Source organism: Sphingomonas sp. Leaf208 (genome assembly GCF_001421415.1).
Classification (GTDB): Bacteria; Pseudomonadota; Alphaproteobacteria; order Sphingomonadales; family Sphingomonadaceae; genus Sphingomonas.
Genome location: NZ_LMKH01000034.1, coordinates 242,123 through 258,399, shown reverse-complemented (window position 1 = coordinate 258,399; position 16,277 = coordinate 242,123). Strand labels below are relative to the sequence as shown.

Below are 16,277 nucleotides of genomic sequence, written 5' to 3'. Positions count from 1 at the left end.
TACGATTCCGTCGCTGCGGCCAATCGAGTCGCCGTTGCCCAGATGTTGAGTCGTGGGAGACTCGCGGCTCAAGCCCTTGGGGTGTGGCGCGAAAGACTCAGCTCGTCGTTTCCTGTGCGAAAAGTCCCTCGCGCGCCAGATAGGCGGCGGCGACGGGGGCAAAACTGCGGCGGTGAATCGGCGTGGGGCCGTGATCGCGGAGTGCCTTCATGTGGTGCGCGCAGCCATAGCCCTTGTTCGAATGCCAGTTATATTCGGGATGCACGTCGGCGGCGGCGATCATGATGAGGTCGCGCGTGTGCTTGGCGACGATCGAGGCGGCGGCGATCGACAGCGACTTCGCGTCGCCGCCGACCAGCGGCGTGGCGGGGTAGGTCCAGCGGGGCAAGCGGTTGCCGTCGACGAGGACGTGGCCGGGGGCATGGCCGAGTTCGACCGCCAGCGCGTCGACCGCGAGCGTCATCGCCTTCATCGTTGCCCAGTAGATGTTGAGCGTGTCGATTTCGTCGGGCTGGACGATGCCGATGCCGACGATCGCACAGCCTTTGAGACGGGCGCAGAGCCGTTCGCGTTCGGAGGCGGAGAGCTTCTTCGAATCGTCTATGCCGCGGGGGACGCCTTTCGAGGGGAGGATCACCGCGGCGGCAACGACCGGTCCGGCGAGCGGACCGCGGCCGGCCTCGTCGACGCCGGCGACGGGGCCGACGCAGAGCTTTTCGTGTTTCATGCCGGGCATTGGTAGTCTTTCAACTGGTCGAACGGGCTGATGCCGAGGGCGTGCCCCATCGGGCCGTGGCCTGCGCCTAGCCCCGGTGCGTTGGCAAGCCCGGCGCGGACGAACGCGATGGCGCGCTCGATTGCGGAGTCGAGTGGCAGGCCTTGGGCGAGCCCGGTGGCGATACCGCTGGCGAGCGTGCAGCCGGTACCGTGGGCGTGGCGGGTTTCGATGCGGGGGTTGGTCCAGCCGGTTTCGCCGGCGTTGGTGATGAGACGGTCGATGACGGAGGGGCCTTCGGCGTGGCCGCCTTTTATGAGGACGGCCGGGCCTAGTGCGCGGATTGCTTGCTCGCCACCGAGGGCTGCGAGTTCGGGGAGGTTGGGGGTTACGAGCGTCGCGATCCGCATGAGGCGGGTGAAGGCGGCGATCGTGTCGGTGTCCGCGAGGACTGAGCCGGAGGTGGCGATCATCACCGGGTCGAAGATGATGGGGAGGCTGCTCCCCGCCCTGGAAGGGAGGGGTTGGGGGTGGGTTGGCTTGGGGCTGGTGTCGCGCTCACCCAGCGGCCTACCCACCCCCGGCCCCTCCCTTTCAGGGAGGGGGGAAAGACGCTCTAGATATGCAGCGACCGCATTGGCGGTGTCCGCGGAGCCGATCATGCCGATCTTTACGGCGTCGATGCCGATGTCCGAGACGACCGAGTCTATCTGCGCGAGGACGATGTCAGTGGGGATCTGGTGGACCGCCTGCACGCCGAGCGTGTTCTGTGCGGTGATCGCGGTAACGGCCGTCATTGCGTGGCCGCCGAGCATGGTTACCGTCTTGATATCCGCCTGAATTCCTGCGCCGCCGCCCGAGTCGGAGCCTGCTATTATAAGAACCCGCGCTGTCATAAAGTGTCCCAGATCGGGGCGAAGTGCACGAAGTGCAGACGCTGGCGCGAGTCTGCACATTGCCGGAGGCGGGGTTGGAATGGGGATACCGGACTGGGTTTGGCGCGGTTGGCGGTCATGGGATCGGCTATGGCATGATCGGTCGGATGTAGGACAGGGGTGCTGGACATACGCCTGCATCCACCCCGGCGGAGGCTGGGGCCCAATTGGGAGACGTTGCTAACCGCGGACTGCGATCTGTTACCTGGACCTTTCCAACTGGGCCCCGGCCTCCGCCGGGGTGGTAGGAGGGGTTGGGGTGCAACAAGGAGCGAGGTCGCGCTTACCCAACCGGCGCCTAGTGCCGCCGCGCGCCCGCCGGCTTTTGCGGTGGCGCCTCGCCCAGCCTGGTCGGGCGGTCGAGCAATTCGCCGCCGCAGTTCGGGCAGCGCTCGTCGAGTGCGTCCGCGCATTCCGCGCAGAAGGTGCATTCGAACGAGCAGATGAATGCGCCCGGCGCGTCGGCGGGAAGGTCGGTGGTGCAGCGTTCGCAGGCGGGGCGCATCTCGAGCATCAGGCGGCAGCCTTCCGGACGGCGTCGCAGATGCGGTCGACGACACGCTCGACCTGTGCCGGATCGTCGCCTTCCGCCATCACGCGGATCACCGGTTCGGTGCCCGATGGCCGAATGACGAGACGTCCGTTGCCGGCCAGTTCGGCCTCGGCCTGCGCGATCACCGCCTTTACGGCATCATCGTCGAGCGGCTTGCCACCGGCGAAGCGGACGTTCTTCAGCAACTGCGGCAGCGGCTCGAACCGGTGCAGCACTTCGCTCGCCAGTGCCCCCGAACGCTTGACCTCCGCCAGGATCTGAAGCGCCGCGACCAACCCGTCGCCCGTCGTCGCGTAGTCGGACAGGATGATGTGGCCCGACTGCTCGCCGCCGACATTGTAGCCGCTCGAGCGCATCTTCTCGAGCACGTGGCGGTCGCCAACCTTGGTCCGGACGAGGCCGAGGCCCTGCGCCGCGAGATGACGCTCCAGGCCCAGGTTCGACATCACCGTCGCGACGAGGCCACCGCCCGCCAGCCGCCCCTGCCGCGCCCAGCTTGCCGCGATCGTCGCCATCAGCTGGTCGCCGTCGACGATGGTGCCGGTCTCGTCGACGACGATCAGGCGATCCGCGTCGCCGTCGAGCGCGATGCCGATGTCCGCGCCGCTGGCGACCACCGTCTCGGCGAGCGTCTGCGGGGCGGTCGAGCCGACGCCGTCGTTGATGTTGGTACCGTTGGGCGTGACGCCGATCGCGACGACGTCCGCGCCGAGTTCCCAAAGCGCCGACGGTGCGACCTTGTAAGCGGCGCCGTTCGCGCAATCGATCACGACCCGCATGCCGTCGAGGCGAAGATTCTCGGGGAAGGTCGACTTGGCGAAGTGGATGTAGCGACCCTGCGCATCGTCGATACGGCGCGCGCGGCCGATCTGGCTCGACGGTACGAGCGGGATGTCGCCGTCGATCAGCGCCTCGATCGCTTCCTCCGCTTCGTCCGACAGCTTGTAGCCATCTGGACCGAACAGCTTGATGCCGTTGTCGGCGTAGGCGTTATGGCTAGCAGAGATCATGACACCGATATCGGCGCGCATCGAATGGGTGAGCATCGCGACCGCGGGTGTCGGCATTGGCCCGACCATGACGACGTCCATGCCGACACTGGTGAACCCTGCAACCAGTGCGGATTCGAGCATATAGCCCGACAGGCGCGTGTCCTTGCCGATCACGACGCGGTGGCGGTGATCGCCGCGCAGGAAGTAGGCGCCGGCGGCCATGCCAACCTTCATCGCCATCTCCGCCGTCATCGGCGAGACATTGGTGGCGCCACGAATGCCATCGGTGCCGAAGTATTTTCTTGCCATCGCGTCCGCTTTCCGTCCCGTATCGGTGTCCGAAGCCGTTGATAGCGCGGTCGAACACGAAGGGCGAGCATGTCGCAGACTACACGGATTCTGGCAGCCCTGATCGGTGGCATCGCGATGGGCATCGCTGCGGCGACCTGGTCGCCGGCGAACGCGATCGCCTTCACGGCCGTGACGCAGCCGATAGGTTCGGCGTGGCTGCACGGGTTGCAGATGGTGATCGTGCCGTTGGTCGTCGGGCTGCTCGTGACCGGGATCGGCGCGACCACCGAGGCGGCGCGCGCCGGGCGGATCACCGTGCGGGCGATGGTGATGATCGTCGTCATCCTGTGGAGTACGACGATCATGTCCGCGCTGGTCATGCCGTTGATCCTGGAAGCCTTCCCGTTGCCGCACGCGCTCGGCGCCGCGCTGCGCGCCGCATTGACCGGCGCCGCGCCGGTCGGGCCGGTGCCGGGGATCGGTGCGTTCTTCGACACGATCGTGCCGACCAATATCGTCGCGGCCGCCTCCAGCGACTCGTTCCTGCCGCTGACCGTCTTCGCGCTGACGTTCGCGTTTGCCGTGACGAAACTGCCCGACGATCGCCGTCGCGTACTGACCGGCTTCTTCCAGGCGGTGGTCGACGCGCTGTTGATCATCATCACATGGGTGCTGAAGCTCGCCCCGATCGGCATCTTCGCGCTCGCCTACGGGGTTGGCGCACGCACCGGGACTGCGGCGTTCGGCGCGCTGCTGCACTATATCGTCTGCGTCTCGGCGATCGGGTTCATCGTCCTGCTGTCCGCCTATCCGATCGGGATGATCGGCGGGCGGGTCGGCTTCGGCCGGTTCGCGCGTGCGGTCGCGCCGGCGCAGGCGGTGGCGATCAGCACGCAATCGTCGCTCGCCTCGTTGCCGGCGATGCTGAAGGCCTCGACCGACCTCGGTGCGTCACCCGCCACCGCCGGGATAGTCCTGCCGCTGTCGGTCGCGGTGTTCCGCGCAACCAGTCCGGCGATGAACCTGGCGGTCGCGCTGTACGTCGCGCACTGGCTGGGGCTGCCGATCGGCCCGGGGCAGATGGCGGCGGGCGTGGCGACCGCGGCGATCACGACGATGGGGTCGATCTCGCTGCCCGGCACGATCAGTTTCGTCGCGTCGGTCGCGCCGGTGGCGTTGGCGATGGGGATCCCGCTCGAGGTGCTGGGTCTGCTCATCGCAGTCGAGACCATACCCGACCTGTTTCGGACCGTCGGGAACGTGACGATGGATACCGCCGTCACCATCTCCGTCGCAGCGCGGTCCGATCACGGGAACGGTGCTCAGGAGATTCCGCATGAAGTATCGCACGCTCGGCCCTGATTTCGAGGTTTCCGCGCTGGGCTTAGGCTGCATGCCGATGGCCGGCATCGGCAAGGGCATGTACGGCGAGGCGGACCCGCAAGAGAGCATCGCCACGATCCACCGCGCGATCGAGCTGGGCGTGACGCTGTTCGATACCGCCGAGATCTATGGCCCGCTGGTCAACGAGGAACTGATCGGCAAGGCGATCCGCGGCAAGCGCGACGGCGTCGTGATCGCTACCAAATTCGGGTTTCGCTATGACGAGAACGGGATGACGGGGGTCGATTCCACGCCGGCCAATGTACGGCGGGCGTGCGAGGGATCGCTGAAGCGGCTTGGGGTCGAGACGATTGATCTGCTGTACCAGCACCGGGTCGATCCTGGCGTGCCGATCGAGGATACGGTCGGCGCGATGGCGGAGCTGGTGCGCGAGGGCAAGGTGCGGCATCTCGGGCTGTCCGAGGCTGGGCTCGACACGATCCGGCGGGCTGCGGCGACGCATCCGATCGCGGCGTTGCAGAGTGAGTATTCGTTGTGGGAGCGCGATGTCGAGGACGAGATCCTACCGCTGTGCCGTGAACTGGGGATCGGGTTCGTGCCGTATTCGCCGCTGGGGCGCGGGTTCCTGACGGGGCAAATTACGGCGCGGTCGGATCTTCCCGAGGGTGACTATCGGCGCAACGATCCGCGCTATTCGGAGGAGAACTTCGCCAAGAACATGGAGATGGTGGCGGTGGTGAAGTCGATTGCCGATGCGCATGCGGCTTCGCCGGCGCAGGTGGCGCTCGCGTGGCTGCTGGCGCAGGGCGACGACATCGTGCCGATCCCGGGGTCGAAGCGCCGGGTTACGCTGGAGGATAGCATGAAGGCGGCGGAGGTTGCGCTGTCGGCGGACGATCTGGCGAAGCTGGATGCGGCGGCGCCGAGGGGTGGGACTGCTGGGCCGCGGTATGGCGAGAAGGCGTTGTCGATGACGCGGATCTGACGGCCTCCCCTCCCGCTTGCGGGAGGGGCCGGGGGAGGGGCTGTCGCAGTAGGCCGGACGCCAGTACGTACGTCGCGCCCTCCCCTAGCCCCTCCCGCAAGCGGGAGGGGGATTTCGTTACTGGACGCCGTGCATCCACTTCTTGATCAGCGGCGAGATCAGCAGCAGCACGACGCCGATCCCGGCCGAGACCAGGCCGATCGTCCAGAACACGCCGGCATAGGTATCGAGGCTGACCTTCAAATTGGTCACCTGGCCGCCGACCGTCTCGACGCTCGCGACCTGCGCGACGACGCCGGCGACATATTGCGCGACCGAGATCGACAGGAACCACACGCCCATCATCAGCCCGACGACGCGTGCGATCGACAGCTTGGTGATCATGCTGAGGCCGACCGGCGAGATGCAGAGCTCGGCGAACGAGTGGATGAAATACAGCCCGGCGAGCCACCAGATCGCGACCTTGAACGAAGGCCCGACCATGCTTGCGCCCCAGACGAGGAACAGGAAGCCGACACCGACGCCGATCAGCGCGATGCCGAACTTGACGGGGATCGACGGCTCCAGGCCCTTGGCGGCGAGCTTGGTCCACAGGATCGACATCACCGGCGCCAGCGCGACGATGAAGAACGCGTTGAAGAACTGCGTCTGGCCCGCCGAGATGCTGAAGAGGCCGAACACGCTGAGGTCGGTGTTGCGATCCGCGAACAGCGTGAGGCTCGACCCGGCCTGCTCGAACAGCGTCCAGAACACGACGTTGAACACGATCAGGACCATCGCCGCGAGCATCATCTGGAACTCGCGACGCTCGCCGTTGATGAACGACCAGATCAGGATGCCCGGCACCGCGATCAGGAACGTGCCGAACAGCAATTTGCCCATCAGCGACAGCGAGGCGATGTAGCCGACGATCCCGGAGCCCGGCACCGGCGGCACCGCGTTCATGAGGTTGACGAACAGCAGGTAGAAGATCGGGATGCCGAGCAACGCCAGCGCATAGATGCCGAGCGCGCGATCGGGACCGGTGCGGACCGGCGGCTCGCCGTAGCCGTTGAGCTTGCCGCCATCGAACTGGATCAGCGTCCACGAGGCGAGCATGCCGATCGCGGCAAGGCCGAAGCCTGCCCACCAGCCGACCGCGACCGCGAGGAACGGGCAGAGCAGCTGCGAGAACAGCGAGCCGAGGTTGATCCCCATGTAGAAGATCGTGAACCCGGCATCGCGTCGCTTGTCGCCTTGTGCGTAGAGCTCGCCGACCATCGTCGAGATGTTGGGCTTGAAGAAGCCGTTGCCGACCGAGATCATGCAGAGCGCGAGCAGCATGATCGTGACGTAGAAGCTGCTGCGTTCGGCGCCCGATTCGAAGCCGCCCTTCTCCACCGTGCGTGCGGTCGAGCCGTCGGGGGCGAGCAGCGAGACGGTGCCGTCGTCGTTGCCCTTGATCTTCAGCTTGTTCGCGCCGTCGACGAGGTAGCGGACTTCGCTGTCGGCCTGGTCGACGACTTCGATCGCGTAGCGCTGGTTGGCGATCGTCGCGTACGGCTTGGCGGTCTCGCCACCGAAGCAGAGCAGCAGATAGCCCAGCGCCATGATGATAGCGCCGAACTTCACCGCGCGCTTCGAGCCGAGATACTGGTCCGCGAGGTAGCCGCCGACCAGCGGCGTCAGGTACACCAGTGCGGTGTAGCCGCCGTACAGGCCGGTCGCCTCGCGGTCGCCGAACACGAAATGCTTGGTGAGGTACAGCGTGAGCAGCGCGCGCATGCCGTAATAGCCGAACCGCTCCCACGCTTCGGTGGTGAACAGCCGCGCGAGCTGGCGGGGATGCCCGAACCAGGTTTCGCCGGACGCCGGGTTGATATGGGTGATATCCGGCTCTCGCGGGGTATCCGCGGTCGGGGTGTCCACCATTCTTACGCTCCCTGATACTCGTCTTGGCCGCCGTCGAACGCGGGGCCGTTATGGCGCGCAACCTAGCGGCAAAGCTCGGCCTGTAAATATCGCACATCAGGGCTTATCTTCCGGGACATGCTCAACGACCGCTCCACGCCGCTCTCGCTGCTCGCCACCCGCCGATCGGGAAAGCCCCGCGACCTGATCGCGCCCGGCCCCGATTCCTACCAGCTGGCGACGATCCTCGAGATCGCGGCGCGGACGCCCGATCACGGCAAGCTCGCGCCGTGGCGGTTCGTCGTCGTGGGTGACGAACATCGCGCGGCACTGTCGACGCTAATTACGGACGCGTATCTGGCGGAACGGCCTTCGGCGTCGCGGACCGAACTCGAGTCGCTCGACCAGTTCGCGCACCAGGCGCCGACCCTGGTGGTCGTGCTGTCATCGCCGAAGGAGAGCAAGATTCCGCTTTGGGAACAGGAGCTTTCGGCGGGGGCGGCATGCATGAACCTGCTCCATGCGGTGCATGCGGAGGGGTTTGCGGGCGGCTGGCTGACGGGATGGCCCGCCTATTCAGACCTGGTGCGCGACGCGTTCGGGACGGCGGCGGAGCGGATCGCGGGGTTCATGTTCATCGGCACGCCGTCGCGCGCGCTCGACGAACGGCCTCGCCCGGATATGGCACGGCTCGTAAGCCATTGGGAATCCTGAGCCTCGACTTTCCGCCAGATTGCTGTATTAGAACAGCATGACAGCGCTCAGCAGCGACGACAGCCCCGTTTATATCCGCCTTCGCAGCACGATCGCCGCGGGGATTTTACGCGGTGATTACCGTGCGGGCGATCAGTTGCCGTCGGTGCGCGCGTTCGCCGCCGAGCAGGGGGCGAACCCGCTGACGGTCGCCAAGGCGTATCAGAGCTTTCAGGACGACGGGTATGTCGAGGTCCGGCGCGGGGTCGGCATGTTCGTGATGCCGGGTGCGGCGGAGGCTTTGCGGGTGGCGGAGCGCGAGAATTTCGTGACGACGCAGTGGCCGCGGATCCTGGGGCATATCGACCTGCTGGGGTTGGATGCGCATGATCTGCTGGAGCGTGAGCGGGCTTAAGTCGCTGCGAGCGATTTCCTCCGCCTCCCCTGCCCCTTGCGTTTGTCTTCACCCTGTCCCGTTCGTGCTCCCCCCGTTCGTCCTGAGTAGGCGCGAAGCCGCGTAGCGAGAGGACGTATCGAAGGACAGGTTGGCGCGGGGAACCCATGCTTCGATACGCACCCTCGATACGCTGCTGACGCAGCTACTCGGTCGCTACTCAGCACGAACGGAAGCGGGGTGCTGCTTCAAAACAATCCCAGCGCGGCGACATCTTCGACGCTCAGGTCGATCCCGAACAACAGGCTCATGCGGATACGGTACACGCGGGGGTCGGTGATCTCGCCGACGGTCGTGTCGGTCCCCGAGCGCCGGCGGTAGTTGCGCCCGATCAGCGAGGCGAAGCCGTTCGGCAGGACGATGCTGGTGATCGGGGTGTGCGTGAAGCGGCTGGACGGTGCGGTGGAAGTCCAGTGGTTCGACAGCGCGAGATCGGCGTCGAACACTTGCGCGAGCGTGAAGCTGTACTGCGGCTGGAATCCTCCCGTCTCGCCGCGACCATCGGTAGTCATCGGATCGCCGTCGCGGAGCAGCGTCCAGCCTTGTTCGGTCGCTTCGAGGCGGAAACGGGCGCCGTCGGGGGCGGTTGCCTCGGCGCCGTCGGCGAGCGGGAGGACGGGCGTGTAGCTGCCGCCGAAGCCGGTGTCGGCGATCCAGTCCTGACCGTCGATCGTCACCAGCGCGAAGGTGTGCGTGAGCGGCGGTACGTCGGTCGTGGCGATCCACACGCGGGCTAGCAACGGGCGTGCGGTGAAGCCGAGTTCCGCGAGCGCGTCGAGGAAGAGGCGGTTGTGTTCGAAGCAATAGCCGCCGCGGCGTGCGGTGACGAGCTTGGCGAAGACTGAATCGGTGTCGATTGCGATGCCGCGGCCGAGGACGACGTCGAGGTCTTCGAACGGGATCGAGAGGCGGTGCGCGTGCTGGAGGCGGCCGAGGCCGATCGAGTCGAGCGTGGGCCGCGCGGGCATCGCGACACGGAGGAGATAGGCTTCGAGGTCGAACATCGGTCGGGCTTTCAGAGATTTTGTGTTTCCCCATACCGTCCGTTGGGCGGGGGCGTCGAGTGCGGGGACCTGATGTTGCACATGACGCAACGCCCCCTCCCCCCGTTCGTGCCGAGCGAAGTCGAAGCACCTGCGCGTTGGGCATGCCCTTCGACTACGCTCAGGGCGAACGGGAAAAGGGGCGCCATCCCTGCTCGCTTTGTCACTCCGGGCTTGTTCCGGGGTCCACCGTTCCTCACTCTCGATTCTCACGAGTTTGCGGACTGGTGGATGCCGGAACGAGCCCGGCATGACGGTGTGGTTTGGCGCTGTCACGACCGAGAGGCGCTGGACGTCGATCCTCCCCCGCAAGGGGGAGGTGGCTGGCGCTTGCCAGACGGAGGGGGCGGTAAGGGTTTACCGTCGTTGCGTGTTCCTCCCCCTCCGTCACCTTCGGTGCCACCTCCCCCTTGCGGGGGAGGATTGCGAAGGCCGTCGTGTCGACACAGACGGGAAGAAGAACGTCGCCATCGTCATCCCGTCATCCTGGGCTCGACCCAGGATCCAGAGCCAAAGGCGTCGCCGTGCTTGGCTCTGGATCCTGACTTTCGTCAGGATGACGGGTGGCGGGGTTAGCTCAGGCCGCGAACAGGTCCGCTTCGATCGAGTAGAGCACCGCCGCGCTCGCGTTCGCGGCCGCGTTCAGGCCCATCGCCTCGGGGACGATCTGGTCGAGGTAGAAGCGCACCGCTGCGGTCTTCATCCGGCCGAAATCGTCACTGCCGGCGACGCCGCCCTGCCGCTCCATCAGCCAGCCGCAGGTGGCGACCGACAGCATCGTGAGGAAGGGGTAGCTTGCGGCCAGCTTGTCGTCGACGTCCGCGGTAGCGAGTTTACGCCCGATCGCTTCGCACGCGTCGACCAGCGCCAGGAGCCGCTCGTCCTTCGCTTCCGCGCGGATGTCGGCGATCAGCGCTGCGAACGCGCCTCCGTTATCCAGGCCGAGCTTGCGCCCGACCAGATCCGCCGCCTGAATGCCGTTCGTGCCCTCGTAGATCGGTGTGATGCGGGCATCGCGGAAATACTGTGCGGCGCCGGTTTCCTCGACATAGCCCATGCCGCCGTGGACCTGGATGCCGAGCGATGCGACTTCGTTGCCGAGATCGGTGCCGTGCGCCTTGGCGAGTGGCGTGACGAGTTCGAGCCGGTTGCGCGCGGCATGGTCGCCGAGATTGGCGCGGTCGACCTGCCCGGCCGCGTAGTAGACGAGCGCGCGGGCCGCCTGGGTCTGCGCCTTCATCCGCATCAGCATGCGGCGGACGTCGGGATGCTCGACGATCTTGACCGAGTCCTTGTTCGGCGAGCCGGCGCGCGCCGACTGGACGCGGTCGAGCGCGTAGGCGACCGCGCCCTGTGTCGCGCCTTCGGCGACCTGGACGCCCTGGAGGCCGACGTTCAACCGCGCGTTGTTCATCATCGTGAACATCGCGCGGATGCCGCCGAGCTCCGCGCCGATCAGTTCGCCGATGCAGTCGTCGTTGTCCCCGAAGCTCAAGACACAGGTGGGCGAGGCGTGAAGCCCCATCTTGTGCTCGATCGAGACGACGCGGACGTCGTTGAAGTCGCCCGGCGTGCCGTCGTCCTGGAGGCGGTACTTGGGGACGAGGAACAGCGAGATGCCTTTCGTGCCCGCGGGTGCGCCCGGCGTCCGCGCGAGGACGAGGTGGACGATGTTCGGTGCCATGTCGTGATCGCCGAACGAGATGTAGATCTTGGTGCCCTTGATGCTCCACTTGCCGTCACCGAGCGGGGTGGCGGTGGCGCGGAGGGCGCCGACGTCGGAGCCGGCCTGCGGCTCGGTGAGGTTCATCGTGCCGGTCCATTCGCCGGTAGCGAGATGAGGAAGGTAGAGCGCCCGCTGCTCGGGCGAGCCGTGATGCTGGAGCGCCTCGATCGCGCCGACGGTCAGCGTCGGGCACAGCGCGAAGCCCATGTTCGCCGAGCCGAGCGTGTCGAGCACCGCGGTCTGGATCGCGAACGGCAGGCCCTGCCCGCCCCATTCCTCCTCGACGCCGATTCCGCCCCAGCCACCCTCGACATAATCCTTGTACGCCTGCGCGAAGCCGTCGGGCATGACCACGCCGTCGGGGGTCCATTTTGCGCCGACGGTGTCGCCGGTGCGGTTGAGCGGCGCCCATTCGCCCGACGCCAACTGGCCGACGCCTTCGAGGACCGCGTCGACGACGTCGTCGCTGGCGGCGGCATAGCGTTCGGTCGCGGCGATCTCGCCGATCCGCACGACATGGTCGAGCACGAAACGCTGTTCGGTGGTTGCTGGAGTGAAGGCCATCGCATCCTCTTATCGCTACGGTTTGGACCCGCTATACGCCTGTGGAATGACCCGTCCACACCCTCGGATTTTACCCTACGGCACGGCCGCGATCGCCGAAGCCGCCGCGCTGATTCGCGACGGGGGGATCGTCGCGGTGCCGACCGAGACGGTGTACGGGCTGGCGGCGGACGCGACGAATGCGGAGGCGGTGGCGCGGATTTATGCGGCGAAGGGGCGGCCGAGCTTCAATCCGCTAATCGTGCATGTGGCGGATCTGGCGGCGGCGGAGCGGATTGCGGTGTTCGATGCGGATGCTCGGGCGTTGGCGGCGGCGTTCTGGCCGGGGCCTTTGACGCTGGTGTTGCCGGTAAGGGGGGATTCGGGGATCGCTTCGCTGGTGACGGCGGGGTTGGATACGATCGCGATCCGGGTGCCGCGGCACCGGGCTATGCAGGGGTTGATCGCGGCGTCGGGGCGGCCTTTGGCGGCGCCTTCGGCCAATGCGAGCGGGGGGATCAGCCCGACTTGCGCTGCGCACGTTGCGGGGAGCTTGGGGGGGAACGTGCCGCTGATCCTCGACGATGGGGCTACCGAGGCGGGATTGGAGTCGACGATCGTGGCGGGGCGGACGGTGTTGCGGCCGGGGCCGGTAACTGCGGAGGCTATCCGGCAGTACTTAGAGCACCCCCCCGGCGGAGGCCGGGGCCCAATTGGAACGTCGGATGTAACCGGTCACGACCTGCGTCATGACCGTCCCTCAATTGGACCCCGGCCTTCGCCGGGGGGGATTGGTAGTGGGGTGACGGCGCCAGGGCAGCTAGAGAGCCATTATGCGCCGAGCAAGCCGCTCCGGTTGAATGCGACCGAGACAGGGTCTGATGAGTGGCTGATTGGTTTCGGCGATGTGACAGGCGACGTGTCGCTCTCCGCGTCGGGAAACCTTGTCGAAGCCGCAGCGAGACTGTTCGACCTGCTTCACGCTGCCGATGCGAACGAACGTCCGAAGATTGCTGTTGCGCCGATTCCGCCTGAAGGTATCGGCGAAGCGATCAACGACCGCGTGCGCCGCGCCGCTCACCGCTAAATCCCGTTCCCCCGCGGAGGCGAGGGTCCAGGGTCAGGTCGGACTACGATATTCAGCTGGGCCCCCGCATCCGCGGGGGAACAGCATTGGTCCAATCTTACGCGTTCACCGCCGCCTTGGACCGTGCGGCAAAGCTCTTGCGGAGCTTCTGCAGCTTGGGCGGGATCACCGCCATGCAATACGGGTTCGAGCGGCCCGAGGTTTCCCAGTAATCCTGGTGATAGCCCTCGGCTTCGTACCACGTGTCCATCGGCTCGATCGTGGTGACGATAGGCTTCGGCGAGTCCGCCTGCGCCCGCTCCAACGCCGCCTCCATCTCCGCCTTCTGCGCATCGTCCGCCGGGAACATCGCCGAGCGATACTGCGTGCCGACGTCGTTGCCCTGTCGGTTCAGCGTCGTCGCGTCATGCGTCGCGAAGAAGATGTCGAGCAGGTCGGCGAGCTTCAGCTGCTCCGGATCGAAGCCGATCCGGATCGCCTCGGCATGGCCGGTGTCGCCACCGCACACCTGCTTGTAGCTCGGGTTCGGCACGTGCCCGCCGATATAGCCGCTCTCAGCGCTCTTCACGCCGATCACGTCCTTGAATACCGCCTCGGTGCACCAGAAGCAGCCGCCGGCGAGCGTTACATAATCCGTCATCACGATCTCCTTTCTCCCAAGATAGGAAGTCGCTACCGCGCAACAAAGAGGAGACGCGTATGATCGACGGTAAGGTTATGGTCACCGGCGGCGCCGGCTATATCGGCAGCCACGCTGTGCTGGCGCTGCTCGATGCGGGATATGACGTCGTCGTGCTCGACAATCTGGTCACCGGGTTCGACTGGGCGGTCGACGCCCGCGCCGCACTCGTCGAGGCGAACGTCGCTGACGATGTGAAGGTCCGCGCGGCGATTCGCGAGCATAACGTCCGCGCGATCATGCATTTCGCCGGCTCGGTCGTGGTCCCCGAATCGGTCAGCGATCCGCTCAAATATTACCGCAACAACACCGCCGCCAGCCGTGCGCTGATCGAGAGCGCGGTCGTCGAGGGCGTGCCGCACTTCATCTTCTCGTCGACCGCCGCGACTTATGGCACGCCCGAGAAGGTGCCCGTCGCGGAGGGCGATCCGACCGTGCCGATCAACCCCTACGGCATGTCGAAGCTGATGACCGAGGCGATGCTGCGCGACGTCGCCGCGGCGCATCCGATGAACTACGCGGCGCTGCGCTACTTCAACGTCGCCGGCGCCGATCCGCAGGGGCGCAGCGGTCAGTCGACGGTCGGCGCCACCCACCTGATCAAGATCGCGGTCGAGGCCGCGACCGGCAAGCGTGACGCGGTCGGCGTCTACGGGACCGACTTCGCCACGCCAGACGGCACCGGCGTGCGCGATTACATCCACGTCACCGACCTCGCCGCTGCGCATGTCGCCGCGTTGGAAGTCCTGATCGCGAACCCTGCCAAGAGCCACACGCTCAACGCGGGCTATGGCAAGGGTTTCTCGGTGCTCGAGGTGCTCGATGCGGTCGACAAGGTTACCAACCGGACTATCGAGCGTCGCCTGGAAGGGCGTCGCGCGGGCGATCCGGCGATGCTGATCTCGGACAATCGCGCGATCCTCGAGACGCTCGACTGGACTCCACGCCACGCCGATCTCGACGGCATCGTCCGCGATGCGCTGGCGTGGGAGCGGGCGCTGGCGGAGAAGGGCCGCTAGGAGGCCGGGTCGGCGGGCGGGGTGCCGAACGCGTGGCGCTCACCGCCGATCGCCCGTCGCGCGCGGGCGGTGGCGAGCCACCAGGCGAGCGCCCACAGCGTGCCGAAGCTCCATCCGGAAAGCACGTCGCTCGGCCAGTGGACGCCCAGATACACGCGGCTGCAGCCGATCGCGCCGACCAGCAGGATCGCGACGACCAGCAGATACGCTCGGGTCGCGCGATCCCGGGTCACCTGCGAGGCGAGGCCGGCGAGCGTGAGATAGACGATCGCGCTGTTCGCCGAATGCCCGCTCGGGAAGCTCATATGCGTGACGGTGACGAGGTGCGCGACGATGTCGGGGCGCGGGCGGGCGACCTGCAGCTTGACCAGTTCGACCACGATATTGCCGGTGACGCTGGCCGCGACCATCGCGGCGGCGGTCAGCCAGAGGCGCTGAACGATCAGGAGGCCAGCGGCGACCACCACGACGATCGTCAGGACGATGCCGCCGCCGAGCGCGGTGACGTCGGCTGCGACCTTGGGCAGCCATGACGGCCCGCCCCACGCGCGCAGACCGAGGATGATCGACCGGTCGAACGCGAACGGCCAGTGATCGACCGCGAGTCCGACGAGGAGGATGAGGGCAAGCCCAATCGCCGCGACTGACGCGCCCGCGAGAATCGCCGGGACATGCCGCCGCCTGCTCGGCGCATCGCCCGAGGCATCGATGGTGGGTCCGCCGGGGCTCGAACCCGGGACCTCTCGATTAAAAGTCGCTTGCTCTACCAACTGAGCTACGGACCCCCGCCATCGTGGACCGCGCACCTAATCGCGTGGCCGCTTTCGGTCAACCGATTGCGCCAATTGCCGGATCGTTCGTCCGGTCAGCGGATCGCGCCATGTCGGGATCAGGCCAGCGAGGGGGCCGAGGACGAAGCTGCGGGTGCGGAACGCGGCATGCGGCACGGTGAGCCCGGGCGACGACCACGCGCCGCCCGACCAGAGGATGATGTCGAGATCGATCACGCGGCTTCCCCAGCGGCGTCCGGGGCGGCGACCGAACGCGCGCTCGATCCGTTTGAGGCGGACTAGCAGCGCGGCGGGGTCCTCCTGCGTCTCGATCAGTGCGACGGCGTTGGCGTAGCGGCGGTTCGAGGGACCGAGCGGTGCACTGGCGACGGTCGGCGATCGTGCGACGACAGTGCCGAGCGTCTCCAGCGCGGCGGCGATCTCGCGTTCTGGGGCCCCGTGGCGGCCACGTCGGTTGGAGCCGAGCGCGATCGCGTAGGTGGTTGCGGCCTGCGCGATCGGCGGGAGCGGGGTTGCAGGCGACATTTGGTCCGCCTA

17 protein-coding genes and 1 tRNA gene are annotated in these 16,277 nt (G+C 66.9%); 7 read left to right on the top strand and 11 right to left on the bottom strand.

Annotated features, from left to right (window positions below; genetic code table 11):
• Positions 1 to 97: 97 nt before the first annotated feature.
• Entirely contained in the window at positions 98 to 736 is a 639-nt protein-coding gene (locus ASE69_RS13950; RefSeq protein ID WP_056487737.1) for a ribonuclease HII, read from the bottom strand.
• Positions 724 to 1,611: a bifunctional hydroxymethylpyrimidine kinase/phosphomethylpyrimidine kinase gene (gene thiD, locus ASE69_RS13945; RefSeq protein WP_056487734.1), complete on the bottom strand. Its 888-nt coding sequence runs from the start codon at positions 1,609 to 1,611 to the stop codon at positions 724 to 726. The genes ASE69_RS13950 and thiD overlap by 13 nt, the downstream gene beginning before the upstream one ends.
• A gap of 23 nt (positions 1,612 to 1,634) precedes the next feature.
• Between thiD and ASE69_RS23230 the strand changes: the two genes are divergently transcribed.
• Positions 1,635 to 1,763 (top strand): hypothetical protein, encoded by a 129-nt coding sequence (locus ASE69_RS23230; RefSeq protein WP_268795503.1) that lies wholly within the window; start codon positions 1,635 to 1,637, stop codon positions 1,761 to 1,763.
• A 185-nt stretch (positions 1,764 to 1,948) separates the two neighbouring features.
• On the opposite strand, the gene ASE69_RS13940 is transcribed toward ASE69_RS23230, so the two are convergent.
• Both ASE69_RS13940 and glmM read right to left on the bottom strand, forming a co-directional pair.
• Positions 1,949 to 2,164, bottom strand: a complete 216-nt coding sequence (locus tag ASE69_RS13940) for a DUF1272 domain-containing protein (RefSeq protein WP_056064261.1) — start codon at positions 2,162 to 2,164, stop codon at positions 1,949 to 1,951.
• A complete protein-coding gene (glmM, locus tag ASE69_RS13935) occupies positions 2,164 to 3,504 on the bottom strand; it encodes a phosphoglucosamine mutase (protein ID WP_056487731.1) in 1,341 nt (446 codons plus the stop codon). The genes ASE69_RS13940 and glmM overlap by 1 nt, the downstream gene beginning before the upstream one ends.
• Before the next feature lie 69 nt (positions 3,505 to 3,573).
• Here glmM and ASE69_RS13930 point away from each other — a divergent pair, with 69 nt between their 5' ends.
• Positions 3,574 to 4,848: a dicarboxylate/amino acid:cation symporter gene (locus tag ASE69_RS13930; protein ID WP_056487728.1), complete on the top strand. Its 1,275-nt coding sequence runs from the start codon at positions 3,574 to 3,576 to the stop codon at positions 4,846 to 4,848.
• On the top strand, positions 4,823 to 5,815 hold the full coding sequence (locus tag ASE69_RS13925; protein ID WP_056487725.1) for an aldo/keto reductase: 993 nt from the start codon (positions 4,823 to 4,825) through the stop codon (positions 5,813 to 5,815). The genes ASE69_RS13930 and ASE69_RS13925 overlap by 26 nt, the downstream gene beginning before the upstream one ends.
• 117 nt (positions 5,816 to 5,932) lie before the next feature.
• Here ASE69_RS13925 and ASE69_RS13920 read toward each other — a convergent pair whose 3' ends face one another.
• The gene (locus ASE69_RS13920) at positions 5,933 to 7,726 is read right to left on the bottom strand and encodes a peptide MFS transporter (protein ID WP_056487721.1); all 1,794 of its coding nucleotides are present in this window, start codon (positions 7,724 to 7,726) and stop codon (positions 5,933 to 5,935) included.
• Positions 7,727 to 7,843: 117 nt separating this feature from the next.
• Here ASE69_RS13920 and ASE69_RS13915 point away from each other — a divergent pair, with 117 nt between their 5' ends.
• Positions 7,844 to 8,419, top strand: coding sequence for a nitroreductase (locus ASE69_RS13915; RefSeq protein WP_056487718.1), 576 nt, complete (start codon positions 7,844 to 7,846; stop codon positions 8,417 to 8,419).
• Between the two features lie 37 nt (positions 8,420 to 8,456).
• Positions 8,457 to 8,813 (top strand): GntR family transcriptional regulator, encoded by a 357-nt coding sequence (locus ASE69_RS13910; protein ID WP_056053547.1) that lies wholly within the window; start codon positions 8,457 to 8,459, stop codon positions 8,811 to 8,813.
• Positions 8,814 to 9,040: 227 nt separating this feature from the next.
• Here the strand turns inward: ASE69_RS13910 and ASE69_RS13905 are convergent, their stop codons facing one another.
• Together ASE69_RS13905 and ASE69_RS13900 are read right to left on the bottom strand one after the other, a co-directional pair.
• Complete coding sequence (locus ASE69_RS13905) at positions 9,041 to 9,856, bottom strand: arylamine N-acetyltransferase family protein (protein WP_056487715.1); 816 nt, start codon at positions 9,854 to 9,856, stop codon at positions 9,041 to 9,043.
• A gap of 616 nt (positions 9,857 to 10,472) precedes the next feature.
• On the bottom strand, positions 10,473 to 12,185 hold the full coding sequence (locus ASE69_RS13900) for an acyl-CoA dehydrogenase (protein WP_056487712.1): 1,713 nt from the start codon (positions 12,183 to 12,185) through the stop codon (positions 10,473 to 10,475).
• A gap of 46 nt (positions 12,186 to 12,231) precedes the next feature.
• On the opposite strand from ASE69_RS13900, the gene ASE69_RS13895 reads away from it, so the two are divergent.
• Entirely contained in the window at positions 12,232 to 13,251 is a 1,020-nt protein-coding gene (locus tag ASE69_RS13895; protein WP_056487709.1) for an L-threonylcarbamoyladenylate synthase, read from the top strand.
• A 97-nt stretch (positions 13,252 to 13,348) separates the two neighbouring features.
• On the opposite strand, the gene msrA is transcribed toward ASE69_RS13895, so the two are convergent.
• Positions 13,349 to 13,891 carry a peptide-methionine (S)-S-oxide reductase MsrA gene (gene msrA, locus ASE69_RS13890; protein ID WP_056487706.1) on the bottom strand — a complete coding sequence of 181 codons (543 nt, stop codon included), beginning with the start codon at positions 13,889 to 13,891 and terminating at the stop codon, positions 13,349 to 13,351.
• A 59-nt stretch (positions 13,892 to 13,950) separates the two neighbouring features.
• Between msrA and galE the strand changes: the two genes are divergently transcribed.
• A complete protein-coding gene (gene galE, locus ASE69_RS13885; RefSeq protein ID WP_056487703.1) occupies positions 13,951 to 14,949 on the top strand; it encodes a UDP-glucose 4-epimerase GalE in 999 nt (332 codons plus the stop codon).
• Here galE and ASE69_RS13880 read toward each other — a convergent pair.
• The 3 genes from ASE69_RS13880 to folK form a co-directional block, all read right to left on the bottom strand.
• Positions 14,946 to 15,416, bottom strand: coding sequence for a phosphatase PAP2 family protein (locus tag ASE69_RS13880; protein ID WP_082453126.1), 471 nt, complete (start codon positions 15,414 to 15,416; stop codon positions 14,946 to 14,948). The genes galE and ASE69_RS13880 overlap by 4 nt on opposite strands.
• Positions 15,417 to 15,658: 242 nt before the next feature.
• A tRNA-Lys gene (locus tag ASE69_RS13875) sits at positions 15,659 to 15,734 on the bottom strand.
• Positions 15,735 to 15,755: 21 nt separating this feature from the next.
• The gene (gene folK, locus ASE69_RS13870; protein WP_056487700.1) at positions 15,756 to 16,265 is read right to left on the bottom strand and encodes a 2-amino-4-hydroxy-6-hydroxymethyldihydropteridine diphosphokinase; all 510 of its coding nucleotides are present in this window, start codon (positions 16,263 to 16,265) and stop codon (positions 15,756 to 15,758) included.
• Positions 16,266 to 16,277 lie beyond the last annotated feature (12 nt).